We start from the raw sequence: 24,664 nt of genomic DNA on the forward strand, positions 1-24,664 counted from the left end.
CTCCCATGCCGACACCGCCCTTCCCCCGCCCTGAAGATGCCGAAAACGCCTTCTACGAGGCCCTGGAGAAGGGCGATCTGGAGGCCATGATGGCCATCTGGGCCGACGACGAGGACGTCGTCTGCATCCATCCCGACGGCCAGCGCCTGTGCGGCCACGCCCAGATCCGCCATGGCTGGCAGAGCCTTTTCGCCAGCGCTCCCCGGCTCACCGTGCGCATCGGCGAGCGGGTCGCCTGGCTCGGCGGCATGCTGGCGGTGCACAGTCTGCAGGAAACCTTTTTCGCCGAAGGGGACCCGGAACCCCGGGGCCCGGTGCTGGTGACCAACGTCTTCATCCGCGGCAGCGACGGCTGGCGCCTGCTCTCCCACCACGCCTCCCCCGGCGCCGAAGAAGGCAACGGCGACAGCGACGGGGACGCCCAGCCCCGGGTCCTGCACTGATGGCCCATCCGCCGGCCTACACCCCGCCGGGGTGGCTGCCCGGCGGCCACCTGCAGACCATCTACCCCCTGCTGATCCGGCCGGCGCCTCCGGCCTACGTGCGGGAGCGCTGGGAAACGCCGGATGGCGACTTCATCGACCTGGACTGGCTGGACCCGGACCGGGAGGCCCCGCCCCTGGCCCATCCGCCCTGCCGGCGGCCCCTGCTGGTGCTGTTCCACGGCCTGGAGGGCAGTTCCCGCAGCCACTACGCCACCGCCCTCATGGCCGCCGCCGCCGAGGCCGGCTGGGGCGGCGTGGTGCCCCACTTCCGAGGCTGCTCCGGCGAACTGAACCGTCTGCCCCGGGCCTACCATTCCGGCGACTCCGCCGAAATCGACTGGATCCTGCACCGCCTCCGGCAGCACTTCCCCGAACGGCCCCTGTTCGCCGCCGGCGTTTCCCTCGGCGGCAACGCCCTGCTCAAGTGGCTGGGGGAACAAGAATTCCAGGCCACCCGGGTGGTGGAGGCCGCCGCCGCGGTGTGCCCGCCCCTGGATCTGACCATCTGCGGCGACGCCCTGGGCAGGGGCTTCAACCGGGTCTACAGCGCCCATTTCCTCGGCACCCTGAAACGGGGGGCGGAGGCCCGCCTGCGGCGCTTCCCCGACCTCTTCGACCCGCGCCCCATGCGCCGGGCCCGCAGCCTGCGGGCCTTCGACGATGCGGTGACGGCGCCCCTGCACGGCTTCGCCGGGGTGGACGACTACTGGCGGCGGGCTTCCAGCAAGCCCCTGCTGCAGGGCATCCGGGTGCCCGCCCTGGTGCTCAATCCGCGCAACGACCCCTTCCTGCCGGCCCATGCCCTGCCCACCCCTACTCAGGTATCATTGCAGGTCCGGCTGGAGCAACCGGCCCACGGCGGTCACGTGGGCTTCGTCCGGGGCGGCCCGCCTGGCCGCCTGGACTGGCTGCCCCGGCGCCTGCTGCACTTTTTCCGGCAACACTGCTGACGCCGCCACCAGGCGCTGCCATCCGAACATTCGCCCGAACATAAAAACACGAGTCCGATTCATGAACGCCTCCGTCCAGATTCCCGCCCTGCCCCCCGAAATCTTCAAGGCCTACGACATCCGCGGCATCGTCGGCAAAAGCCTCACCGCCGACGTGGTGCGCGCCATCGGCCACGGCCTCGGCAGCCTGGCCCGGGAGCGGCAGCAGACGGCCATCGCCATCGGCCGCGACGGCCGCCTCTCCGGCCCGGAGCTGGCCGGCGCCCTGGCTGACGGCATCCGCGCCGCCGGGGTGGACGTGATCGACATCGGCTGTGTGCCCACCCCCCTCACCTATTTCGCCGCCCACCACCTGGGCTGCCATTCCTGCGTCTCCGTCACCGGCAGCCACAATCCGCCGGACTACAACGGCCTGAAAATGGTCATCGGCGGCGAGACCCTGGCCGGCGAGGCGATCCAGGCCTTAAAGCGCCGCATCGAAGCCGGCGACCTGGCCCGGGGCGAAGGCAAGCTGACCCAGGCCGACGTCAAGGCCGCCTACGTGGAACGCATCCTGGCCGACGTCAAGCTGGCCCGCCCCATGAAGATAGTCATGGATTGCGGCAACGGCGTCGCCGGCGCCGTGGCGCCCGAACTGTTCAAGAAACTCGGCTGTGACATCGTGCCCCTCTTCTGCGAGGTGGACGGCAACTTCCCCAATCACCACCCGGACCCCTCCAAGCCGGAAAACCTGGCCGACGTCATCCGCGCCCTGAAGGAGACCGACGCCGAGATCGGCATCGCCTTCGACGGCGACGGCGACCGTCTGGGAGTGGTGACCAAGGACGGCGAAGTGATCTTCCCCGACCGCCAGCTGATGCTGTTCGCCGCCGACGTGCTGTCCCGCGTCCCCGGCGGCGAGATCGTCTACGACGTCAAATGCACCCGCCTGCTGGCCCCCTGGATTCGCGAACACGGCGGCAAGCCGGTGATGTGGCAGACCGGCCACGCCCTGATCAAGAAAAAGCTGAAGGAATCCGGCGCCCCCCTGGCCGGCGAGATGAGCGGCCACGTCTTCTTCAAGGAGCGCTGGTTCGGCTTCGACGACGGCCTCTACACCGGCGCCCGCCTGCTGGAAATCCTGGCCCGGGCCGCCGACGCCAACCCGGTGCTGAAGGACCTGCCCAACGCCACTTCCACCCCGGAGCTGAACATCAAGATGGCCGAAGGCGAACCCTTTGCCCTGCTGGACAAGCTCAAGGCCGGCGCCAAGTTCGAGGCCGCCCGGGAAATCATCACCATCGACGGCCTGCGGGTGGAGTACGCCGACGGCTTCGGCCTGGCCCGTCCCTCCAACACCACCCCGGTGGTGGTGCTGCGCTTCGAGGCCGACAACGCCGAGGCCCTGGCCCGCATCCAGGCCGACTTCCGCCGCGAACTGGCCGCCGCCTGGCCCGGCCTGACCCTGCCCTTCTGACCCGACCGCCATGATCCTGCCCCTGGACGCCGACATCTTCCTGGCCCGCCAGCCCATCCTGGACCGGGAGCAGAAGCTCGTCGCCTACGAACTGCTGTTCCGCAGCAGCGGCGTGGACCGGGCCGCCGTGGCCGACGGCCGCCTGGCCACGGCCCGGGTAGTGGCCAATGCCTTCGGCGAAATGTCCCTGGGGGACGTGCTGGGGCCCTACAAGGCCTACATCAACGCCACCCCGGACTTCGTCCTCGGCCCCGAGGTGGAGATCCTGCCCGGCGCCAGCGTGGTCCTGGAACTGCCCGCCGACACGCCGGCGGACGAGGCCCTGCTGGCCCGCTGCCGCGAGTTGAAGCAGCAGGGCTTCACCTTCGCCCTGGGCGGCGTCGCCGAGTTCGCGGAAATCAATCTGCCCCTGCTGCCGGAAGCGGAAATCCTCAAGGTGGACCACCAGCTGCTGGACAACCACCAGCTGTTCCTCCTGGCCTGCAAGCTGCGCCCCCTGCAGAAGAAGCTGCTGGCGGAAAAGATCGAAAACCAGAGCCAGATGGAGCATTGCTTCGACCTGGGCTTCGAATATTTCCAGGGCTACTACTTCGCCCGTCCCACCCTCATCTCCGGCAAGAAACTGACCCATTCGGCCATGACGGTGATGCGCCTGCTCGACCTGATCCTCAAGGACGCGGACACCGCCGCCCTGGAGCGTTCCTTCAAGGGCGAGCCGGGCCTCACCCTGAATCTGCTGCGCCTCACCAACTCCTGCGCCAGCGGCCTGGCGGTGCGCATCGCCTCGGTGCGCCACGCCATCACCATCCTCGGCCGCAACCAGCTGCAACGCTGGCTGCAATTGCTGCTCTACGCCGATCCGGAAGGCGGCGAGGTGGGCCCCCTGCTGCAGCTGGCCGCCACCCGGGGCCGCTTCCTGGAACTGGTGACCCAGAAATTCCTGCCCCGGCAGAAAGACCTGCCGGACCGGGCCTTCATGGTCGGCATTCTCTCCCTGCTGCCCGCCGTCATCGGCCAGCCCATCGCCGACATCATCACGCCCCTGCCCCTGCCGCCGGACGTGAAGCAGGCCCTGATCGAATACAAGGGCGACCTGGGCCGCCTGCTGGCCCTGGCCGAGCAGCTGGAGAAGGCCGACGGCGACGCCACCTTCAACGGCCTCATCGCCGAGATGCCCGGCCTGCGGGGCGCCCTCCTCACCGAATGCCTGGCCCAGGCCATGGCCTGGGCCAACATGCTGGCCCGCGACAGCTGACCGCCATGGCCCCCGACACCACCCACACCACGCCCATCTACCTGGGCCGCCAGCCGATCCTGGATGCCCGGCAGAGCCTCTACGGCTACGAGCTGCTGTTCCGCTCCGGGCCGGCGCCCAACCGGGCCATCGTCGCCAACCACATGGTGGCCACCGCCACGGTCATCACCCACGCCTTCACCGAACTGGGCCTGGCCGACGCATTGGGGGAACAGAAAGCCTTCATCAATGTGGACGGCGACTTCCTCCTCAGCGAGGCGGTGGAGCTGCTGCCGAAGGACAAGGTGGTGCTGGAAATCCTGGAGACGGTGGAGGTGACGCCGGAACTCCTCAAGCGCTGCCGGGAACTGAAGGCCAAGGGCTTCACCCTGGCCCTGGACGACATCGTCGCCGTCACCCCGGCCATGGAGCCCCTGCTGGACCTGATGGACATCGCCAAGGTGTGCATCTCCGCCGTGTCCGAGGAGGCCCTGCCCGGCCTGGTGCAGGCCCTGGCCCGGCGTCCCCTGGAACTGCTGGCGGAGCAGGTGGAAAGCCGGGAACAGATGGAACACTGCCGCAACCTCGGCTTCCATCTCTTCCAGGGCTACTACTTTGCCCACCCCACCATCCTCTCCGGGCGCAAGCTGGGCCAGTCCCGCCTCTCCCTGCTGAAGCTGCTGTCCCAGGTCCTGGACGATTCGGACACGCCCCAGCTGGAGCAGACCTTCAAGCACGAGCCCGGGCTCTCCATCAACCTGCTGCGCATGGCCAACTCCGCGGCCGTCGGCGCCCGCACCCGCATCACCTCCCTGCGTCACGCCATCACCCTGCTGGGCCGGCGCCAACTGCAGCGCTGGCTGCAACTGCTGCTTTATACCGACCCGGCCGGCAACACCGGCTTCCCGCCCCTGCTGCAACTGGCGGCGACCCGGGCCCGGCTGCTGGAACTGCTGGCGGAAAGCCACATGGCGGCAGACCGGGATTTCGCCGACCGGGCCTTCATGACCGGCATCCTTTCCCTCACCCCGGCCCTCTTCGCCACGCCCATCGACGAAATCCTCAGCCAGATTTCCACCCTGGCCACGGACGTGAAGCAGGCCCTGCTGCGCCACCAGGGCTCCCTGGGGCTGCTGCTGCGCCTCATCGAGGCCCTGGAAAGCGAGGACCTGAGCCAGGTTCCGGCCCTGGTGGCGCAGCTGCCGGGGCTCTCGCCGGAGCGGGTCAACCTGGCCCAGGCCCAGGCGCTGGCCTGGACCCGGGCCATCGGCCAGGAACAGCAGAACTGATTTGGCGCCGGCCTGCCGGGCCAATGCCGCCTCCCTGCTGGGCTGGCGGCGAAATAAAGAAAGCTGATGGTGCACTGCAAATTGCACCCCTTGCCGGCTTCATATAAAACGTTGGAAAACCAGGCTCAAAGGTCGCCTCGCGGCTGCCTCCGTCCATCCGGAATCCCCGCTGCACACTGACCATCCGCCGCCCCCGGCGGACGAGGAGGAGGCAAGCAATGTTCCAGATTCGCCAAGCTGCCGGCGCCGATCACGACGCCATCCATGCCCTGCTGTCCCTGGCCCACCCGGACGAACCCAGCCACTGCCGCCAGGTGGAAGACGTGGTGTACGTCGCCGACTCGGACGTGGGCCTGGTCGGCGCCGGAGGCCTCGCCCCCTGCGGCGACGTGGCCCTGCTCCATTCCCTCATCGTCCGTCCCGGCTTCCGCAAGCAGCGCATCGCCCGCCAGCTCTACCAGCACGTCCTGGACCACGCCTACGGCATGGGCATCCGGGAGCTGTACACCCTGACCGCCTCCAGCCGCACCTATTTCGAGACCCTGGGCTTCACCCCGGCCCACCGCGACACGGCCCCCGAGTCCCTGCGCCAGGCCCTGCTGCGGGACGATCCGGACCCGGACCAGACGGCCCTCATGCGCCGCTCCCTGGCCCACGCCCGCAGCGTGCCCAGCACCCCCCACAGCTACCATGGCGTGGATCCCACCAGCCAGGCTGGCGACTTCTTCGATTCCGGTTTCTACTGCGCCGAGAGTGTGCTGCTGGCCCTGGCCCGGCACATGGGCCTGGACTCCCCCCTCATTCCCGGCATCGCCACCGGTTTCTGCAGCGGCCTCTCCCGCACCTGGGGCACCTGCGGCGCCTACTCGGGCGGCGTGCTGGCCCTCAATCTGGCCCTGGGCCGCAGCGACCCGCGGGAACCGGTGACCGCCAACTACGACGCCATCCAGCGCTTCACCGACGAATTCCGCGCCACCTGCGGCGGCGGCCATTGCAGCGAACTCCTCGGCTGCGACCTGCAAACCCAGGAAGGACGCCAGGTGTACCGGGAAAACCACCTGCACGCCCAGTGCCGGGAATACGTGGTCATCGCCACCCGTCTAGCCCGGGAAATCCTGGACCAGCAGAACGGCGACGAACGCCTGCCCAATCTCTGAGACTGGGGCCTGCCCCCCGGGCCGTGCGCCCCAAGCGGCGACGCAGGAATTCCTTCAGCCGGCGCCGCGCCGGCGCAGCCAGTCGGCCACCGCCAGACCGGTGCCGTAATCCCAGGGCTTCAGCTTTTCCGGCGCGATCAGGCGGACTTCCGCCAGCTCCTCGTTGAGGCAGATTTCCCCTTGGGCCGGCACGTGGAAGGCCATGATCACCTCATTCTTACGGGCAAAGGGATAAGTGCCGATAAGCTGGGCACCCACCGCCACCAGCCCCAGCTCCTCCCCCACCTCCCGGCAGGCGGCCTCGGCCGGCGCCTCGTCCCGCTCCAGGAAGCCCGTCACCAGGCCGAACTGGCCTTCGGCCCAGGCCGCGTTGCGGGCCAGGATGACGCTGCCCTGCCACTCCACCAGGGCCGCCACCACCGGTACCGGATTGCCCCAGAAGACGTGGCCGCAGCTCGCGTCGTCGCAGACCTGGCGCGGCGCGCCGCCGATCTCGCGCCAGCTCAGGGTGCCGGCGCAGCAGGGACAGAAACGGTAGGGGGAAGACAGCTCCGACATCAGCGGGCCTTGGGGTTGAGGGAGCCCCGGTTGTAGTCCTTGTCGCCGGGCATCAGCATCTTGCTGCCCGGCACCCAGCCACCCTGGGCCTCAATGGGGCGAACCTGGTTTTCCGGGTACTGCTCGGCCCGCTTCCTGGCCTCGGCGGCCTTGGCCCCGTCCACGAATTCCCACTTGCCCGTGGGGTAGAGACGCACCTTGTCGCCGGCGGCGGTGGTGGCCTCCACCGGCGTGCGGTCCAGGTTGTCGGCGGCCAGGGCCGGGGCCAGGGAAGACAGGGCCAGGAGGGAAGAGAGCAGCAGGATGCGCATGATGTCGGCAAGCGGAAAAGGGAAAACCGCAGGATAGCACTGCTGGCGCCGCCGGCCCACGGCCGGGAGCGGCAGCCGGCCTGCCGCAGGGGCACCCCGGAAGGCAGGAACGGTGCGCCTCTCCGGCCTGGCCGGCCCGGGAAGCTTGTGTAGCTTTTGCTACAGAGGTGCCGCCGGCAACGGCCTAAGCTCCGCCCCACTACATCCCGTAGTCACCGCCAAGGAGCCGACCATGCAAGCCCTGCGTTTTTTCATTGACACCCACGACCAGCAGCACGGCACTTTCCCCGCCGGCCTCAGCGCCGCCGACTTCGAGGGCTTCTACGCCCAGTACGAAGCCGCCTGCTACGCCGAAGGCGTCATCCCCCTGCGCACCCACCTCAGCTACGCCGATGGCCGCGCCTTCTGCCTCAACATGGCGCCCGACGCGGAAGCGGTGCGGCGGGCCCACGAACGGGTGGGCCTGCCCTTCGACAGCATCTGCGAAGTGTCCACCGCCACCCCGGCCGACACCTTCTTCCGCCGCCCCGCCCGGGCCTGAGCCCAGGGCGCCCCCGGGGCCAGGGGGCGCCCGCCACCCAAGGGAGAACATCATGGACAGCGATCTGTTTGACTTACTGGCGATCGGTCTGGTCGCCGTCATCGGCCTCTTCACCCTGCTGGCCCTGATGGTGCGGCAGGACCTGGCCCCCCGCGCCGGCCTCACCCGGGAGGGGCGCTGGCTGCTTACCGGCGCCCTGGGCACCGGGCTGCTGGCCTTCAGCCTGAAAATGGCGGTGGCGGCGGTGCTGGTCCAGGCCCCCGGCGGCACGGTGGCTCCCCTCATCGCCGCCGCCTACCGCCCGCCCCCGGCGGAAGAGGAGGCAGTCGCCTCGCCGGTCGCCCTGCCGGCGGTGCCCCAGGCAGCCCCGGCCTACGTCTGGGAAGCCCTGCCGCTACAGGCGCCGGAGCCGGCCGACAACCCGGGCAACGCCGCCAAGATCGCCCTGGGGGAACGTCTCTTCCACGAAACCCGCCTCTCGGGCCAGGGCACCCAGTCCTGCAGTTCCTGCCACGACCTCTACGCCAAGGCCGGCGGCGACCGGCGCCCCACCGCCCTGGGGGAAGCGGGGCAGAGCGGCCCGCGCAACACGCCGACGGTATGGAACGCGGCCTTCCAGTCGGTGCTGTTCTGGGACGGCCGCGCCCCTTCCCTGGAGGAGCAGGCCAAGGGCCCCATCCTCAACCCCGTGGAAATGAATCTGGACAGCCCCGGCGAGGCGGAACGGCGCCTCGCCGCCGACCTCGGCTACCGCCGGGACTTCGCCCGGGCCTTCGGCGACGGGGAGGTCACCTTCAGCCGCATCGCCCAAGCCCTGGCCGCCTTCGAGCGCACCCTGATCACCCCGGACAGCGCCTATGACCGCTTCGTCCGCGGCGACGCCACCGCCCTCAGCCAGGCCCAGCTGCGGGGCATGGCCCTGTTCGAGTCCGTCGGCTGCGTCCTCTGCCACAAGGGGCCGGCCTTCAGCGACGCCAGCCTGCTCGGCGGCCAGGCCCCGCGCCGCCATTTCCCGGCCAACCCCACGGCCTACGAGGACCAATACCCCCTGCTGCTGGAGGGCGGCCGGCGGGGCGTCTGGCGTGTGCCCTCCCTGCGCAACGTGGCCCTCACCGGCCCCTGGCTGCACAACGGCTCGGTGGATCGGCTGGAGGAAGTGGTGCGCATCATGGCCAGCGCCCAGCTGGGTCGTTCCGGCCGTCTGACGGCCTGGCGCGGCCAGGACCGGGCCCTGCACCGCATCGAGCGTTCGCCCCTGAGCCCGCGGGAGGTGGCGGACATCGTCGCCTTCCTCAACGCCCTCAGCAGCGACAGCCTGCTGGCCCGGCAGCGGGCCGCCGCCGGCAAGCATGCCGGCGCCATGCCGGCGGGCTAGAATGGGCCCATACCGCCCCCCGGGAGACCGCCCCGTGCAGGACTTCGACACCCTTCCCCTCTTTCGCCTGCTCAGCCCGGACAGCCTGCAACTGCTGCGCCAGGGCGTGGTCACCGCCGAGTGCCAGCCGGGCTCGCCGGTCCTCTACAAGGGCCAGGCCATCTCCGGCGCCTATTTCGTCCTGCGGGGGCGGCTGCGGGTCTATTCCCTGGCCCCCAACGGCAACGAGGCCACCCTCTATTGCATCGACCCGGGGGAGACCTGCGTCTTCGCCCTCAACAGCCTCTTCAACGACCTGCGCTACCCGGCCTGGGTCCAGGCCGAACAGCCCACCACCGTGGCCCTGGTGCCCGGCCCCCTGTACCGCACCCTGTTCGCCCGGGAAGACGCCATCCGGGACCTGACGGTGCACACCCTGGCCACCCTGGTGTTCCGCCTGATGCAGGAACTGGAGCAGGTGCATGCCTACAAGCTCAACCAGCGCCTGGCCAACCTCCTCTTGCTGCAGGCCTCGGCCGCCGGGGAGCTGCGCCAGACCCAGCAGCAGCTGGCCGACCACCTGGGCACCACCCGGGAGGTGGTGGCCCGCCTGCTGGGGGAACTGGCGGCCGACGGCCTGGTGGCCACCGGCCGGGGCCTGATCCGCATCCGCGACGCCCAGCGCCTGGCCGCCCTCATCGCCAGCCCCTGAGCCAAGACGGGGATCGGCCATAAAAAAAGCCCTCCCGCAGGGGAGGGCTTTTTTGCCGAGGGAAAGCGGCAGCTTAGAGCTTGCCTGCCACCCAGGCAGCCACGGAATCCAGGGCTGCCGGCAGGTTTTCCGGCTGGGTGCCGCCGGCCTGGGCCATGTCGGGACGGCCGCCGCCCTTGCCGCCCACCTGCTGGGCCACCTGATTGACCAGCTCGCCGGCCTTGACCTTGGCGGTGAGGTCGGCGGTGACGCCGGCGATCAGGGTGACCTTGCCTTCGGCGCTGGAGGCCAGGACGATGGCGGCGGACTTGAGCTTGTCCTTCAGCTTGTCCATGGTCTCCCGCAGGGCGGTGACGTCGGCCCCTTCCAGGGTGGCGGCGAGGACCTTGGCGCCCTTCACTTCCACGGCCTGGTTCACCAGGTCGTCGCCCTGGCTGGAAGCCAGCTTGGACTTCAACTTGGCCAGTTCCTTCTCCAGAGCCTTCACGGCCTCCTGGGTCTGGGCGATCTTGGCCGGCAGCTCGGCCACCGGGGCCTTGAAGGCGGCGGCGGCCTGGGCCAGCACGGCCTGCTGCTGCTGCACCAAAGCCAGGGCGTTGTCGCCGGTGATGGCCTCGACGCGGCGCACGCCGGCGGCAACGCCGGATTCGGCGACGATCTTGAAGAGGCCGATGTCGCCGGTGCGGGTGACGTGGGTACCGCCGCACAGTTCCTTGGAGGAGCCGATGGAAAGCACCCGCACCTCGTCGCCGTACTTCTCGCCGAAGAGCATCATGGCGCCGCTCTTCTGGGCGTCGTCGATGCCCATGACCTGGGCTTCGGTGGCGGCGTTGGCCAGCACTTCCGCATTGACGATGGCTTCCACCTTGCGGATTTCCTCATCGCTCATGGGCGCGTTGTGGGCGAAGTCGAAGCGGGTCTTGTCCGGGTCCACCTGGGAGCCCTTCTGCTGCACATGGCCGCCCAGCACTTCGCGCAGGGCCTTGTGCATCAGGTGGGTGGCGGAGTGGTTGCGCACGGTGCGGGCCCGGGCCTGGATGTCCACCTTGGCGGTGACGTTGTTGCCCACCGTCAGGGTGCCGGTCTTGACCACGCCGTGGTGGCCGAAGACGGTGGCCTGGATCTTCTGGGTGTCTTCCACCGCGAAGATGCCGTGCACGCTCTGCAGCGCGCCCCGGTCGCCCACCTGGCCGCCGGATTCGGCGTAGAAGGGGGTGTTGTCCAGCACCACCACGCCCATGTCGCCTTCGTGCAGTTCATTGACCGCGACGCCGTCCTTGTACAGGGCCAGCACGTTGCCCTTGAACTCCAGGGTGTCGTAGCCGTGGAAGGTGGTGGCGGGGCCGTCGTATTCCAGGTTGGCGGCCATCTTGAACTTGCCGGCGGCGCGGGCCTGTTCCTTCTGGCGGGCCATGGCGGCGTCGAAAGCCGGAGCATCCACGGTGAAGTTGCGCTCGCGGCAGATGTCGGCGGTGAGGTCCAGGGGGAAGCCGTAGGTGTCGTGCAGCTTGAAGGCGGTCTCGCCGTTGAAGACGGTGGAGCCGGCTGCAGCCATCTGGGCCAGCTCGTCTTCGAGGATGGCCATGCCGTGTTCGATGGTGGCGAAGAAGCGCTCCTCTTCCTGCTTCAGCACGTCCATGACGCGCTTTTCGCCGGAGGCCAGCTCGGGATAGGCGGCGCCCATCTCGGCCACCAGGTCCGGCACCATCTTGTGGAAGAAGGCGGCGCGGGCGCCCAGCTTGTAGCCGTGGCGGATGGCGCGGCGGATAATGCGGCGCAGGACGTAGCCCCGGCCTTCATTGCCCGGGATGACGCCGTCGGCGATGAGGAAGGAACAGGCGCGGATGTGGTCGGCCAGCACCTTCAGCGACGGGCTGTCCATGTCGGCGCCGGAGGTTTCCCGGGCGGCGGCGGCGATCAGGCGCTGGAACAGGTCGATCTCGTAGTTGGCGTGCACGCCCTGCAGCACGGCGGCGATGCGCTCCAGGCCCATGCCGGTGTCCACGCTGGGCTTGGGCAGCGGGTGCATGACCCCGGCTTCGTCCCGGTTGAACTGCATGAAGACGTTGTTCCAGATTTCGATGAAGCGGTCGCCGTCTTCCTCGGGGGACCCGGGAGGGCCGCCCCAGATGTGCTCGCCGTGATCGTAGAAAATCTCGGTGCAGGGGCCGCAGGGACCGGTGTCGCCCATCATCCAGAAGTTGTCGGAAGCGTAGCGGGAACCCTTGTTGTCGCCGATACGGATGACCCGCTCCACGGGCACGCCGATTTCCTTGGTCCAGATGTCGTAGGCCTCGTCGTCCTCCGCATAGACGGTGACGGTGAGCTTGTCCTTGGGCAGTCCGAAGACGACGGTGAGCAGCTCCCAGGCGTAGGTGATGGCGTCGCGCTTGAAGTAGTCGCCGAAGCTGAAGTTGCCCAGCATCTCGAAGAAGGTGTGGTGGCGGGCGGTGTAGCCCACGTTCTCCAGGTCGTTGTGCTTGCCGCCGGCTCGCACGCACTTCTGGGAAGTGGTGGCCCGGGTGTAGGGACGCTTGTCGAAACCGAGGAAGACGTCCTTGAACTGGTTCATGCCGGCGTTGGTGAACAGCAGGGTGGGGTCTTCGTGGGGCACCAGGGAGCTGGAAGAGACAATCTGGTGGCCCTTGGAGGCGAAGAAGTCGAGGAACTTCTGGCGGATTTCGGCGCTTTTCATCGTCGTTGCATCCTTGGCCCCGGCCAATGGCGGGGGCGACTGAATTGGAAAAACGCGCATTTTATCATTGAACCGGGCCGGGACCGGCTTGCCGCAGTGCCCGTGTTCAGCAGGAGCATGGCGGCCTTGGACAAAGCGCCGAGGCCCGCGCCAGGCGAGCCCCGGGCCGGCCAGGATGCCCGCGGGACGGGGCTCCTGGCCGGGTGGTCGCAAATGCCGGCGGCGACGGCGGTGCCGCGGCCGGCAGCGGCTTACTGACGCGCGGCGCGGCGGGCAGCCCGGTGCTCGGCCCGGTCGCTGCGGCGGTCGTGGTTGAAATCATGCTGGCCGTCCCGCTTTTCCCGGGCGATGCGGCGGCTCTGCACGTCCTGGGCGTGGTCCAGGCGGGCCCGCTCCCGGGCCGTCACCTTGCCGTCGGCCAGGGTCCGGGTCTCCACGTTTTCCACGTGGGTCTGGCCCTTCTCCAGCCGGGCCGCTTCCTTGCCGGTGAGGGTGCCGCTCTGGGCGCCCTGGTCGATGCGCTGCTCCTGGTTGGCCTGGCGCTGGTCCACCTTGGGCGTGACGGTCTGGGCCAGCAGGGGGCCGGACAGGGCGAGGAAGAAGGCGGCGGCGGCAACGGGCTTGAAGGTCTTCATGGCAGGTCTCCTGATTTGAATGTCATGGGCGATTCCCATGGCCACTTTAACGTCATGGCCCGGCGGCCGACGACAAGCAGGAAGTAAGCGTGTGTAAGCGGATGTATCCGAGATGCCAGGTCAGGCCGGGCCGGCCAGGTCCAGGCGGTCGGTGAACACCCCGGCGACGCCCCACTGCAGCAGGGCGGAAATACGAGCCGCGTCATTGACCGTGTAGCAGGCCAGGGCCCCGCCCCGGGCGGCCAGCCCGGCGGCCAGCTGCCGCACCGTATGCTCGTCCAGCCCGGCGGCGGCGCAATGCAGGGCCACCGCCCCCAGGCGCGCCAGACGGGCTTCCCAGTCCGCCGGCACGGCCGTCACCAGGAGGGCCCGGGCCAGGCCGGGAGCCGTCTGCCGCGCGGCTGCCAGGGCCTCTTCGGCAAAGGAGGAGAGCACCAGGGCGGACGCCGGCAGGCCGGCAGCCACCGCCCGGGCCGCCACCTCGGCCACGGCGGCGCCGGTTTCAGCCTCCCGGCCGCGACTCGGCTTGATTTCCAGATTGACCCACAGGCCCAGGCTGCGGCACAGGTCCAGGGCCGCTGCCAGGGTCGGCAGGGGTTCGCCGCGGAAGGCGGGGGAATGCCAGCTGCCCGCATCCAGGCCGGCCAGGAGCGCGTCGCTGCTGGCCGCCACGGCGCCGCGGCCATTGCTGGTGCGTTCCAGGGTTTCGTCGTGGATCAGGAAAGGGGTGCCGTCGGCACTGAGCATGGCGTCGAATTCCACCCCGGCGAAACCGGCACGGTGGCCGGCGCGGATGGCGGCCAGGGTGTTTTCCGGCGCGCGGCTGCCGCCGCCCCGGTGGGCGATGAGCCGGGGATAGGCGGGAGCGGATGCAAAAACGCCGGCCCCAGGGACCGGCATTTCTTGTGGCGGCACTTGCAGGCCCACAACGCGGATCAGCGCACCTTGGAGGCCGCCGGCGCTTCGGCCAGACGGGCGGCGGCGCCGGAACGCAGAACCGCGTTGGCGCGGCTGACGGCGTTGTCCAGGGCCAGCTTGGCCGGCTTCTTGTTGGACCACACCTGCTCCAGCTCCTCGTCGATGATCAGGCGCACCGGGTTGATGGCGGAGACCACCGGGGTCAGGGCGGCAGCCTTGCTCACCGAGGTGCGGGGCAGCACCGGGCCGAGCTGGGCCTGGGCCACGTCGATGTTGCGCATGTCGTCCTTGAGCAGCTTGCCCTTGGCCGCGGCCTGGGCGGCGGCGGTGAGGGGCAGGTAGCCGCCGGAGCGGGCGATTTCCACCTGCATGTCGGGAGCCATGAGGAAGCCGACGAACTTGGCCACGCCCTTGTACTCGGCGGCCTTGTGGCCGGGGCCGACCCACAGGGAGGCGCCGTCGGCCAGGGCCTGGCGGGGAGCGCCGTAGGCGTCGTCGTAATAGGGCAGGGGCGCCACGCCCACGTCCAGGTCCTTGTTCTCGCGGAAGGTGACGAAGCGGTCGGAGGCGGTGGTGATCATGCCGCACTCGCCGCTGGCGAAGTGGGCGTCGGCCTCATTCTGGCCACCGAAGGTATGGAAGTAGCGGGCCTTGTACCAGGAGTTGAGCAGGGCCACGTGCTTGACCTGCATCATGCCGTTGAAGGCCATCTCGCCCTTCTCGCCCACGGTTTCCACGTTGTTGCGGGCGGCCAGGTTGTCGATGTGCACCCAGGCCGGGCGGGAGGTGGTGTAGGGGCACTTGATGCCGGCGTCGAACAGCTTGCCGGCCACGGCCTGCAGTTCCCACCAGGTCTTGGGCGGCGCCTCGGGATCCAGGCCGGCGCGGCGGAAGGCACTCTTGCTGTAGAACAGCACCGGGGTCGAGTAGGCCATGGGCAGGCCCAGCAGACGGCCCTTGCCGTCGGTGACGCCGCTGCGCAGTTCGGGCGCCAGGCGGGCGGTGTCGATCTTTTCCTTGCTCTCGCTGATGACCTGGTGCAGGGCCCGGTAGGGTTCCTTGCCGCTGACGAAGTGGCTCAGCTCGTCGCGCAGGGCCAGGTTCATATGGTAGTTGCCGGCGCCGCCCTGGCGGTGCACCAGCACCACCTTGTAGGCCTTCTGCTGGCCGTTGAAGCGGTCCACCACTTCCTGCAGGCGGGAGGTGCGGGATTCTTCCAGCTGGTGGGACAGGGTCAGTTCCACCGGTTCCTGGGGAGCGGCAGCCTTGGCCGGGGCGGCAGGGGCCTTGGCCGGCTTGGCGGCCTGGGCGGGGCCGGCCAGGGCGAAGGCGGCGGCCAGGGAAAGGGCAAGCAAAGAAGTGCGTCGGGCGGAAATGAACATCGCCAATCCTCAAGCAGTGCTAAAACGGCAATTATAGCGCCGGAAAGATGACCGCCGGAGGACAACGCCAGACCCGGCCCCGGGGGCCGCCGGCCTGCTTGTCAGCCCCCGGCCCAGCCACCATAATGACTCGTGCATGGGCATCCATGCCCGGCGCCACCGAGAGCGAGAGCCATGAACAAATATCAGAGACTGGTGTGCATCGTCGCCCTGCTGGACCTGCTGCTGATGGTGCTGTTCCCCCCCTTCAACAACATCCCCCTGGCCCGGGGCGCCCTCAATTCCTTCGACGGCTTCTACCCCCTGCTGACCCAGCTGGGGCACAAGCCCATCCACCAGGAGCTGCTGACCCTGCAGCTCATGTTCGTCGCCGCCAACGCCCTCAGCGCCTGGCTGCTGCTGCAACAGCGGGAGGCCCACGAGATTCCCCGCTTCCGCTACAGCCGTGCCATCGGCCTGTTCACCCTGGTGAACCTGGCGCTGATCTGCCTCTTCCCGCCCTTCGAGCCCTATCCCTCCCTGCTGCGCCAGGCGGCGACCTCGGGCTTCGACAGCTTCTACTTCATCCTCGGCGACCGTTCCCAGCGCCCCATCTTCACCCCCCTGCTCTATCTGGAGGTGGTGCTGGTGGTGATCAACGCCCTGGCCCTGTGGCTGCTCTTCAACGTCGTGCAGCGCAACGAGGACGCCACCCGGCGCAAGATCATCGAACTGGCCGAATCCCTGGACGACGAGGCCCTGCAGGCCCTGGGCGAGGAGATGCGGCAGAAGGTGCTGGCCCACAAGGCCCGCCCGACTCTGGGCCGGGGCGACGACCGGCGCCAGGCGGAACAGACCCACGCAGGACCCGAACGCCGCCAGGGCGACCGGCGCCAGGAGACCGAGTGAGCCCGGCGGCCGCCTGCGGCACCGGGGAATGCGGTTAAAATCCCCGCTCCATCAAGGAGGAATAAAGGAAGAGGAGCCCATGAGCCGCTTCAACTGGGAAGACCCCCTGCAGCTGGACGACCAGCTCAGCGCCGAAGAGCGCCAGATTCGGGACACCGCCCGCCACTACAGCCAGGACCGGCTGCTGCCCCGCATCGTCCAGGCCTTCCGCCACGAACAGACTGATCCGGCCATCTTCCGCGAACTGGGGGAACTGGGGCTGCTCGGCGCCACCCTCGACGGCTACGGCTGCGCCGGCGCCAGCTACGTTTCCTACGGCCTGCTGGCCCGGGAGATCGAGCGGGTCGATTCGGGCTACCGCTCCATGGTCTCGGTGCAGTCCTCCCTGGCCATGTACCCCATCCACGCCTTCGGCAGCGAGGCCCTGAAGGAGCGGCTATTGCCGAAGATGGCGACCGGCGAGCTGATCGGCTGTTTCGGCCTCACCGAGCCCAACCACGGCTCCGACCCCGGCTCCATGGAAAGCCGCGCCAAGGCCGTGCCCGGTGGCTGGGAGCTGACGGGGGCCAAGATGTGGATCACCAATTCCCCCATCGCCGACGTCTTCGTGGTCTGGGCCAAGGACGGCCAGGATGAGGACGGCGGCGAAATCCGCGGCTTCGTCCTGGAGAAGGGCATGAAGGACCTGTCCGCCCCGGTCATCCAGGGCAAGATGGGCCTGCGGGCCTCGGTCACCGGCGAGATCGTCATGGACAAGGTGTTCGTGCCGGAAGAAAACCTGCTGCCCAAGGTGAAGGGCCTCAAGGGCCCCTTCGCCTGCCTCAACCAGGCCCGCTACGGCATCGCCTGGGGCGCCCTCGGCGCCGCCGAAGCCTGCTGGCACGCGGCCCGCCAATACACCCTGGACCGGCCCCAGTTCGGCCGTCCCCTGGCCGCCAACCAGCTGGTGCAGAAGAAGCTGGCGGACATGCAGACCGAGATCGCCCTGGGCCTGCAGGGCTGCCTGCGCCTGGGCCGCCTGAAGGACGCGGGCCAGGATGCGCCGGAAATGACCTCCCTCTTGAAGCGCAACTCCTGCGGCAAGGCCCTGGAGATCGCCCGGACGGCCAGGGACATGCACGGCGGCAACGGTATCAGCGACGAATTCCACGTGGTGCGCCACATGCTGAACCTGGAAGTGGTGAATACCTACGAAGGCACCCACGACATCCACGCCCTCATCCTGGGCCGGGCCCAGACCGGCATCGCCGCCTTCGCCAACTGACAGAAGCGCCAGCTGAGATAGAATCCAGGGACCAAATCAAAGGCCGACCATGAAAAGAAGCGCCATCGCCATCACCATTCTTGCCGCCCCCCTACTGCTGGGCGGCTGCGACCAGGTCCAGAGCAAGCTGGGCATCGAGGACCAGGCGGCCAAGGCCGCCAAGCTGGAGGCCGAAGGCAAGGCCGTAGGCGGCGCCTGCCGCCAGTCCGGCCGCGCCATCGAGGATTGCTACAGCGTCTATTACTGGCTGCCCAAGGACGCGGTGTACGGCGGCTGGCGCGAGATGGACGTGTACATGCGGGAAAACCAGATCCAGACCATCGCCCCCACCCTGCCCCCGGCGCCGCCGCCGGAAGACCCGAAAAAGAAGAAGACCAAGAAGAAGGCCGACGCCGAAGCCGCACCGGCCGATAGCGCCGCCGAAGCGCCGAAGGAAGGGGCCAAGGAAGCCGCCAAGGAAGGCGAGGCGGCCAAGCACTGAGCGCCGTCTGCCGCCCCCCAGAGAAGCCCGTTCCGGCCCTGTCCGCAACGGGCTTTTTGCTGCCCGCCGATCCGGTGCCGCAATGCTGACTCCGGGCAGTGCGAGGGCAGCCGCCAGCGCCACCGCGCCTTCCATGGTGACCGCCGCAACGACAAGGGCGCCACCGGGGCGCCCTTGTGCCATGACGCGACAGCCGCTCGCCACCCTACAGGGCGGGGTTGGGATAGCGCTGGTGCACGGCGTCGATGTCGGCCTGGATGGCGCGCCACTGCTCGGCCCCGGGCCGCCGTTCCCAGGCCTCCAGGTTTTCCTCCAGCTGGGCCAGGGAGGTGGCGCCGATGATGGTGCTGGTGACGCCGGGCCGGTTGTAGCAGAAGGCCAGGGCCAGCCCGGTCATGGAAAGGCCGTGGCGGGCGGCCAGCTCCCGGTAGGCGGCCAGGGCCGGCGGCACATTGACCTTCTCGTAACGCTGGCCGAAACCGGGGAAGGCGGTGATGCGCCCCGCCGCCTTGGCATCGGCCAGGTACTTGCCGGAGAGATGGCCGAAGGCCAGGGGCGAATAGGCCAGCAGGGACACCCGCTCCCGGAAGCAGACTTCGGACAGGCCGCCGGTGTCGTAGAGGCGGTTGATCAGGTTGTAGGCGTTCTGGGTGGAGGCGATGGCCGGCAGGCCGTGCTCCCGGGCCAGGCGCAGGAATTCCATGACGCCCCAGGGATGCTCGTTGGAGACGCCCACCTGGCGGATCTTGCCCTCCTGCACCAGCACCGCCAGGGCCTCCAGGGTTTCCCGCAGGGGCGTGGACTCCCGTTCCTGTTCCGGCTCGAACTGCCACTGGCCGAACATGGGCTGGTTGCGGGCCGGCCAGTGCAGCTGGTAGAGGTCCACGTAGTCGGTCTGCAGGCGCTGGAGGGAATCCTCCAGGGCGCGGCGCAGATTGGCCAGATCGAAAGCCAGGGGGCCGCCGCGGATCCACTCCATCCTGCGGGCGGGGCCGGCGGCCTTGGTGGCGATCACCACCTGGTCCCGGGCCTGGCGCTTGAGCCAGGAGCCGACGATGCGCTCCGTGGCGCCGTAGGTCTCGGCCCGGGCGGGCACCGGATACATCTCGGCGGTGTCGATGAAATTGATGCCGGCGGCGACGGCCCGGTCCAGCTGGGCGTGCCCTTCGGCCTCGCTGTTCTGCTGGCCGAAGGTCATGGTGCCGAGGCAGACGGCGGAAACCTTGAGCTCGCTGCGGCCCAATGCGCGATATTCCATGCTGTGCTCCGTAGAGGGGGTACGCCATTCTAGCGGCTCGTCCCCACTATTCAGAGCGGGTCGGGTTTCCTATACTCGGCGCATATCCAGGCACGGCCCCGCCAACGAAGGGCCGGCGCTGCCTTCCCGCCCACCGACCGAGGACCGCCATTCCATGACCACTCCCCAGAACACCCACCGCTGGCGCTTCTTCCGCGCCGGGGGCTTCGACCAGGTGCGCCTGGACCGGGCCGAGGACCTGCTGCACCTGGACCAGCTGGACCAGAAGCTGTGGGTCGCCCTCTCCTGCCCCATCCAGGGCCTGGAGTTCGACCGCCGCACCCTGGAGCTGATCGACACCGACCGGGACGGCCACATCCGCGCCCCGGAACTGATCGCCGCCCTGCACTGGACCGGCGCCCTGCTCAAGGACAAGGCCCTGCTCGGCGCCGGCGCCGCCACCCTGCCCCTGGACGCCATCGACGACAGCAGCGAGGAAGGCCGCCAGGTGCTGGCCGCCGCCCGGCGCATCCTGCAGAGCCTGGGCAAGGGCGAGGCCGCCAGCATCACCCCGGCCGACACCTCCGACATCGCCGCCATTTTCGCCGCCGCCCGCTTCAACGGCGACGGCATCGTCACCCCGGCCAACTGCCAGGACGAGGCCCTGGCCGCCCTGGTGCAGGAGATCATGGAGCGCATCGGCAGCGACACCGACCGCAGCGGCGAGCCCGGCGTATCCCAGGCCCAGGCCGAGCGCTTCCTGGCCGAGGCCAAGGCCTGGTGCGAGTGGCAGGCCGCCGCCCGGCAGGATGGCGCCGTGCTGCCCCTGGGCGAGGCCACCGCCGCCGCCCGGGACGCCGTGGCCGCGGTGCGGGCCAAGGTGGAGGACTATTTCACCCGCTGCCGCCTGGCCGCTTTCGACCCCCGGGCCGGCGGCCTCATGAACGGCGCCGAGGACGACCTCAAGGCCCTGGCGACGCGCAACCTGGAAGCGGGGGATGCGGCCATCGCCGCCCTGCCCCTGGCCCGCATTGAAGCCGGCCGCCCCCTGCCTCTGGAAGGCGGCCTCAACCCGGCCTGGAGCGCTGCCGTAGCCACCCTGGCCAGCGCCGCCGTGACGCCCCTGCTGGGCCAGCGGCAAGCACTGACGGAGGCCGACTGGCAGGCCCTGCTGGCCAGGCTGCAGGCCCATGAGGACTGGCTCGCCGCCCGGGTCGAAACCCCGGTGGCCGAGCTGGGGCTGGAGCGGCTGCAGGCCATCCTCGCCGGCAACCTGCCGGCGCGCCTGCTCGCCCTCATCGCCGAGGACGCCGCCGTGGCCCCCGAATTCGAGGCCATCAGCAGCGCCGACCGGCTGGTGCATTACGTGCGCGACCTGGCCCTGCTGGCCAACAACTTCGTCTCCTTCCGCGACTTCTACACCCGCCGCGGCAAGGCCATGTTCCAGGCCGGCACCCTGTACCTGGACGGCCGCAGCTGCGAACTGGTGATCCCGGTGAACGACGCCGCCAAACACGCCGCCCTGGCCGGCCTCTCCCGCATCTGCCTGGTCTATTGCGACTGCCAGCGCGGCGGCGAAAAGCTCTCCATCGCCGCCGCCTTCACCGCCGGCGATTCGGACCAGCTGCTGGTGGGCCGCAACGGTGTCTTCTACGACCGCCAGGGCCGGGACTGGAACGCCACCATCAGCAAGATCGTGGACCACCCCATCAGCATCCGCCAGGCCTTCTGGTCGCCCTACCGCAAGGTGGCGCGCATGATCGGCGAGCAGTTCCAGAAATTCGCCGCCGCCAAGGCCGCCGCCGTGGAGCAGCAGTCCGCCTCCCTGGTGGCCGACGGCGCCAAGAAGGTGGAAAGCGCACCCGCCGCCCCGGCTGCGGCCAAGCCGGCACCGACGCCCTTCGACGTGGGCAAGTTCGCCGGCATCTTCGCCGCCCTGGGCCTGGCCGTGGGCGCCATCGGCACCGCCATCGCCTCGGTGGTCACCGGCTTCCTCGGCCTCTCCTGGTGGCAGATGCCCATCGCCGTGGCCGGCCTCATGCTCATGGTCTCCGGCCCTTCCATGCTGCTGGCCTGGTTCAAGCTCAGGAGCCGCACCCTGGGGCCCCTGCTGGACGCCAACGGCTGGGCGGTGAATGCCCGGGCCCGCATCAACATTCCCTTCGGCACCGCCCTGACCCAGTTGGCCAAGCTGCCGGATGGTGCCGAGCGGGCCCTCACCGACCCCTACGCCGACAAGCGCCGGGTGTGGCCCTGGGCCCTGACCTTCCTGGTGCTGCTGGCCGTCTTCGCCTGGGTGGTGCTGCGGGGCCACGTCTGATGGGCGCGGGCCGCCCGTGACGGCAGGCACCTCCCTCCTCGGCCTGCTGACCGCCCTGCTGGGCGGCATCGGTCTCTTCCTGCTGGGCATGACCATGCTCACCGACGGCCTCAAACTGGCCGCCGGGCGGGCCCTGGAGCGCATCCTGGCGGCGTGGACGCGGACCCGCCTGCACGGCCTCATCACCGGCATCTGCGTCACCGCCCTGGTGCAGTCCTCCACCGCCATGACCGTGGCCGCCATCGGCTTCGTCAATGCGGGCCTGCTCAGCTTCGCCGCCGCCCTGTGGGTGGTCTTCGGCTCCAACCTGGGCTCCTCGGTGACCGGCTGGCTGGTGGCCTGGATCGGCTTCAAGATTTCCATCGACGCCTTCGCCCTGCCCTTCATCGGCATCGGCATGGCCCTCAAGCTCACCGGCGAAGGCACCCGGCGCAGCGGCCTGGGCATGAGCCTGGCCGGCTTCGGCCTGCTCTTCCTCGGCATCGAGCTGCTCAAGGACGGCTTCGCCGGTCTGGGGCCGGACGCCCTGCCGCGTCTGGGCAGCGACCCGGGCGCCCTGGCCCTGGCCATCCTCATCGGCATCGCCCTCACCGTCATCCTGCAGGCCTCCGCCGCCACCCTGACCCTGGCCCTGACAGCGGTGGCCGGCGGCATGCTGCCCCTCACCGCCGCCGCGGCCCTGGTCATCGGCGCCAACGTGGGCACCACCCTCACCGGCATCGTCGCCGCCATCGGCGCCACCGCCAACGCCAAACGCCTGGCCGCCGCCCACGTCTTCTTCAACGTCGCCACCGCGGTGGTGGCCGCCGCCCTGCTGGTGCCCCTGCTGTGGCTGTCAAAGGCCATCGACCTGGGGCTGGGCGACGGCGACGACCCGGTGACCCAGCTGGTGATTTTCCACACCCTCTTCAACGCCCTCGGCGTGGTGCTGATGGGCCTGCTCTCCCGCTGGCTGGTGCCCTTCCTGCTGTCCCGCTTCGCCTCCACCGAAGACAACGCCGCCCATCCCCGCTACCTGGACCGCAACGTCGCCACCGTGCCCCAGCTGGCGCTGCAGGCCCTGCGCCGGGAACTGGCCCGGGTCGCCCACCTGGCCCTGGAACTGGGGAACCTGGCCTGCCGCCACCTGCAACAGCAGGCCCCGGCCGACGCGGTGCAATTCACCCGCCGCCTGGAAGTGATCGAAAAGCTCCAGGCCGAGATCGGCCGCTTCGTCGGCGAAGTCAGCCGCCGCCAGGTGCACCGGGACCAGGCCGAACAGCTGCCCGAGTTGCTGCGCATCGCCAACTACTACGACACCCTGGCCCGGGTCATGTACCACGTGGCTCTCAGCGGCCAGGCCGGCCCCCGGGTCCTCAGCAGCCCCAACCGGGACGAACAGACCGACCTGCTGGCCGCCGTCGCTCCCGTGCTGGTCTCGGCCCAGGCCTTCTTCGGCGCCGCCGACCCGGACTGCGGCGAGGCCCCGGAGAACATCGCCCTGCGCGCCGAAGAGGCCCGGGACAGCTTCGAGGACACCTACCAGCGCAGCAAGGCCGCCCTGCTCCAGGCCGGGGCCGGCGGCACCGACGTCAATGCCATGTACGACTGGCTGGCCTGCCTCAGCGACCTGCGCCGCGCCGTGGCCCAGGGCTTCAAGGCCAGCCAGCGCTTCGCCTCCCTGCCCGAGCTGAAGGAACCGGCCCTGGACAGCGAGTCGGAAGACTGAACATTCCAAGGAGAAACCCCATGCTGTTCCACGACCTCTTCCGCCACGAACCCAACCAGCGCCGCATCGCCGCTGGCGACTTCCTCTTCCGCGCCGGCGACCCAGGCGACGCCCTCTACGTCCTCCTCGATGGCCACGCCCGGGTGCTGGTGGGCGAGCGGGCGGTGGACGAAGTGGAAGCCGGCGCCATCCTCGGCGAAATGTCCCTGGTGGAACGGCTGCCCCACTCCGCCAGCGTCCTCGCCGTGAGCGACTGCACCTTCGCCGCCATCGACGAAAAGCGCTTCCACATCCTCATCGCCCAGACCCCCCACTTCGCCACCGAAGTCATGCGCATCATGGCCCACCGGCTGCGGGCGACCAATCAGTTGCTGAGTCAAGAGTAATATGACTCTGAGTTAAATTTTTTGTTTAGAGTATCGATCTCACACCAATTAAGAGTTCCTGAGACCTTCGTCACCGCTATGGATAAAAAGGATGCAATTACTCTTTATGAAAAACTGTATTTTCATGAAATCGATGCTCGTGAAAAATTAAACGCGCGGTTGCAGACTCCTCTGACCCTCATCGTTTCTTTTGTTGGCGTTCTCGCCTTCATGCTTCAAAACTATGAGCACCTAGGTTTTTCAACAGCCGCCATAGTGTTTTTACTGTTACTGGGACTTGCTACCACAGCATTAGCATTCGCTACATTTTTCTTTATTCGATCTTGGTACAACAACACCTACTCTTTTGTTCCTGCAGCAATAGAAACAGAACTCTATAGAGAGACACTAAAGAAGACATACGCACAATATGAAAATGGAGAACAACTGGCAGCAGAGCATTTTTCTGACTACTTGATGAATTACTATGTACAAGCATCTTCCGAGAACACTAAATGCAATGACCGTCGCTCAATTTATCTTCACAAAACCAGTGGAGCTTTGATTGCTACTGCTGCAGTAGCATTCTTGGCATTTATTGCGTTTTATCTCGGCGGACTTGATAAATCAAAAATTAATAAAGCAACTGAAGTATCCATAATCTCCCCAGTTACTATCAACGGAGGCAACATGGCAAATACTCCTTCTAAGCCCGCCCCACCAC

Annotated in this window: 23 protein-coding genes; 16 read left to right on the forward strand and 7 right to left on the reverse strand. The window is 68.7% G+C overall.

Annotated elements, in window-relative coordinates; translation table 11 throughout:
* The first annotated feature begins 5 nt into the window (after nucleotides 1–5).
* From AC1RTA_RS03490 to AC1RTA_RS03515, 6 genes are all read left to right on the forward strand, one after another.
* A complete protein-coding gene (locus AC1RTA_RS03490; RefSeq protein ID WP_014238352.1) occupies nucleotides 6–443 on the forward strand; it encodes a YybH family protein in 438 nt (145 codons plus the stop codon).
* Nucleotides 443–1,435 carry a hydrolase gene (locus AC1RTA_RS03495; RefSeq protein WP_492783962.1) on the forward strand — a complete coding sequence of 331 codons (993 nt, stop codon included), beginning with the start codon at nucleotides 443–445 and terminating at the stop codon, nucleotides 1,433–1,435. The genes AC1RTA_RS03490 and AC1RTA_RS03495 overlap by 1 nt, the downstream gene beginning before the upstream one ends.
* 61 nt (nucleotides 1,436–1,496) lie before the next feature.
* On the forward strand, nucleotides 1,497–2,891 hold the full coding sequence (locus AC1RTA_RS03500; RefSeq protein ID WP_492783963.1) for a phosphomannomutase/phosphoglucomutase: 1,395 nt from the start codon (nucleotides 1,497–1,499) through the stop codon (nucleotides 2,889–2,891).
* Nucleotides 2,892–2,901: 10 nt separating this feature from the next.
* A complete protein-coding gene (locus tag AC1RTA_RS03505; protein ID WP_130458945.1) occupies nucleotides 2,902–4,146 on the forward strand; it encodes an EAL and HDOD domain-containing protein in 1,245 nt (414 codons plus the stop codon).
* Between the two features lie 5 nt (nucleotides 4,147–4,151).
* Nucleotides 4,152–5,414 (forward strand): EAL and HDOD domain-containing protein, encoded by a 1,263-nt coding sequence (locus tag AC1RTA_RS03510; RefSeq protein ID WP_014238356.1) that lies wholly within the window; start codon nucleotides 4,152–4,154, stop codon nucleotides 5,412–5,414.
* Between the two features lie 218 nt (nucleotides 5,415–5,632).
* A complete protein-coding gene (locus tag AC1RTA_RS03515) occupies nucleotides 5,633–6,571 on the forward strand; it encodes a C-GCAxxG-C-C family (seleno)protein (protein ID WP_014238357.1) in 939 nt (312 codons plus the stop codon).
* A 54-nt stretch (nucleotides 6,572–6,625) separates the two neighbouring features.
* Here AC1RTA_RS03515 and AC1RTA_RS03520 read toward each other — a convergent pair whose 3' ends face one another.
* On the reverse strand, nucleotides 6,626–7,129 hold the full coding sequence (locus AC1RTA_RS03520; RefSeq protein WP_492783964.1) for an NUDIX domain-containing protein: 504 nt from the start codon (nucleotides 7,127–7,129) through the stop codon (nucleotides 6,626–6,628).
* A complete protein-coding gene (locus AC1RTA_RS03525; protein WP_014238359.1) occupies nucleotides 7,129–7,440 on the reverse strand; it encodes a hypothetical protein in 312 nt (103 codons plus the stop codon). The genes AC1RTA_RS03520 and AC1RTA_RS03525 overlap by 1 nt, the downstream gene beginning before the upstream one ends.
* 232 nt (nucleotides 7,441–7,672) lie before the next feature.
* Between AC1RTA_RS03525 and AC1RTA_RS03530 the strand changes: the two genes are divergently transcribed.
* Genes AC1RTA_RS03530 through AC1RTA_RS03540 form a run of 3 tightly spaced genes read left to right on the forward strand, consistent with a single transcriptional unit; the run spans nucleotide 7,673 to nucleotide 10,047 of the window.
* Complete coding sequence (locus tag AC1RTA_RS03530; protein WP_014238360.1) at nucleotides 7,673–7,981, forward strand: DUF4242 domain-containing protein; 309 nt, start codon at nucleotides 7,673–7,675, stop codon at nucleotides 7,979–7,981.
* 52 nt (nucleotides 7,982–8,033) lie between these two features.
* On the forward strand, nucleotides 8,034–9,356 hold the full coding sequence (locus AC1RTA_RS03535) for a cytochrome-c peroxidase (RefSeq protein WP_492783965.1): 1,323 nt from the start codon (nucleotides 8,034–8,036) through the stop codon (nucleotides 9,354–9,356).
* A gap of 34 nt (nucleotides 9,357–9,390) precedes the next feature.
* Nucleotides 9,391–10,047, forward strand: coding sequence for a Crp/Fnr family transcriptional regulator (locus AC1RTA_RS03540; RefSeq protein WP_492783966.1), 657 nt, complete (start codon nucleotides 9,391–9,393; stop codon nucleotides 10,045–10,047).
* 73 nt (nucleotides 10,048–10,120) lie between these two features.
* On the opposite strand, the gene alaS is transcribed toward AC1RTA_RS03540, so the two are convergent.
* The 4 genes from alaS to AC1RTA_RS03560 all read right to left on the reverse strand — a co-directional run bounded on the left by alaS (nucleotide 10,121) and on the right by AC1RTA_RS03560 (nucleotide 15,677).
* Entirely contained in the window at nucleotides 10,121–12,742 is a 2,622-nt protein-coding gene (alaS, locus tag AC1RTA_RS03545) for an alanine--tRNA ligase (RefSeq protein ID WP_492783967.1), read from the reverse strand.
* A 251-nt stretch (nucleotides 12,743–12,993) separates the two neighbouring features.
* Nucleotides 12,994–13,377: a hypothetical protein gene (locus AC1RTA_RS03550; RefSeq protein WP_492783968.1), complete on the reverse strand. Its 384-nt coding sequence runs from the start codon at nucleotides 13,375–13,377 to the stop codon at nucleotides 12,994–12,996.
* Between the two features lie 120 nt (nucleotides 13,378–13,497).
* Nucleotides 13,498–14,277 (reverse strand): glycerophosphodiester phosphodiesterase, encoded by a 780-nt coding sequence (gene ugpQ / locus AC1RTA_RS03555; protein WP_492783969.1) that lies wholly within the window; start codon nucleotides 14,275–14,277, stop codon nucleotides 13,498–13,500.
* Between the two features lie 35 nt (nucleotides 14,278–14,312).
* Nucleotides 14,313–15,677, reverse strand: coding sequence for an extracellular solute-binding protein (locus tag AC1RTA_RS03560; RefSeq protein ID WP_287873839.1), 1,365 nt, complete (start codon nucleotides 15,675–15,677; stop codon nucleotides 14,313–14,315).
* 174 nt (nucleotides 15,678–15,851) lie between these two features.
* Between AC1RTA_RS03560 and AC1RTA_RS03565 the strand changes: the two genes are divergently transcribed.
* The 3 genes from AC1RTA_RS03565 (at nucleotide 15,852) to AC1RTA_RS03575 (ending at nucleotide 18,310) form a co-directional block, all read left to right on the forward strand.
* Nucleotides 15,852–16,565 (forward strand): hypothetical protein, encoded by a 714-nt coding sequence (locus AC1RTA_RS03565; RefSeq protein WP_130458954.1) that lies wholly within the window; start codon nucleotides 15,852–15,854, stop codon nucleotides 16,563–16,565.
* A 79-nt stretch (nucleotides 16,566–16,644) separates the two neighbouring features.
* Nucleotides 16,645–17,829: an acyl-CoA dehydrogenase gene (locus AC1RTA_RS03570; protein WP_492783970.1), complete on the forward strand. Its 1,185-nt coding sequence runs from the start codon at nucleotides 16,645–16,647 to the stop codon at nucleotides 17,827–17,829.
* A gap of 49 nt (nucleotides 17,830–17,878) precedes the next feature.
* A complete protein-coding gene (locus AC1RTA_RS03575; protein ID WP_492783971.1) occupies nucleotides 17,879–18,310 on the forward strand; it encodes a hypothetical protein in 432 nt (143 codons plus the stop codon).
* A gap of 205 nt (nucleotides 18,311–18,515) precedes the next feature.
* Here the strand turns inward: AC1RTA_RS03575 and AC1RTA_RS03580 are convergent, their stop codons facing one another.
* Nucleotides 18,516–19,568 (reverse strand): aldo/keto reductase, encoded by a 1,053-nt coding sequence (locus tag AC1RTA_RS03580; RefSeq protein ID WP_205231005.1) that lies wholly within the window; start codon nucleotides 19,566–19,568, stop codon nucleotides 18,516–18,518.
* Nucleotides 19,569–19,722: 154 nt separating this feature from the next.
* Here AC1RTA_RS03580 and AC1RTA_RS03585 point away from each other — a divergent pair, with 154 nt between their 5' ends.
* The 4 genes from AC1RTA_RS03585 to AC1RTA_RS03600 all read left to right on the forward strand — a co-directional run.
* A complete protein-coding gene (locus AC1RTA_RS03585; protein ID WP_492783972.1) occupies nucleotides 19,723–21,867 on the forward strand; it encodes a hypothetical protein in 2,145 nt (714 codons plus the stop codon).
* Nucleotides 21,868–21,883: 16 nt separating this feature from the next.
* On the forward strand, nucleotides 21,884–23,575 hold the full coding sequence (locus AC1RTA_RS03590; protein ID WP_492783973.1) for a Na/Pi cotransporter family protein: 1,692 nt from the start codon (nucleotides 21,884–21,886) through the stop codon (nucleotides 23,573–23,575).
* 20 nt (nucleotides 23,576–23,595) lie between these two features.
* On the forward strand, nucleotides 23,596–23,961 hold the full coding sequence (locus AC1RTA_RS03595) for a Crp/Fnr family transcriptional regulator (protein WP_492783974.1): 366 nt from the start codon (nucleotides 23,596–23,598) through the stop codon (nucleotides 23,959–23,961).
* A 78-nt stretch (nucleotides 23,962–24,039) separates the two neighbouring features.
* The coding region (locus tag AC1RTA_RS03600) for a hypothetical protein (RefSeq protein ID WP_492783975.1) at nucleotides 24,040–24,664 on the forward strand (625 nt) is incomplete at its 3' end.

The sequence above is a fragment of the Azospira sp. MPR-E4 genome (genome assembly GCF_058809645.1).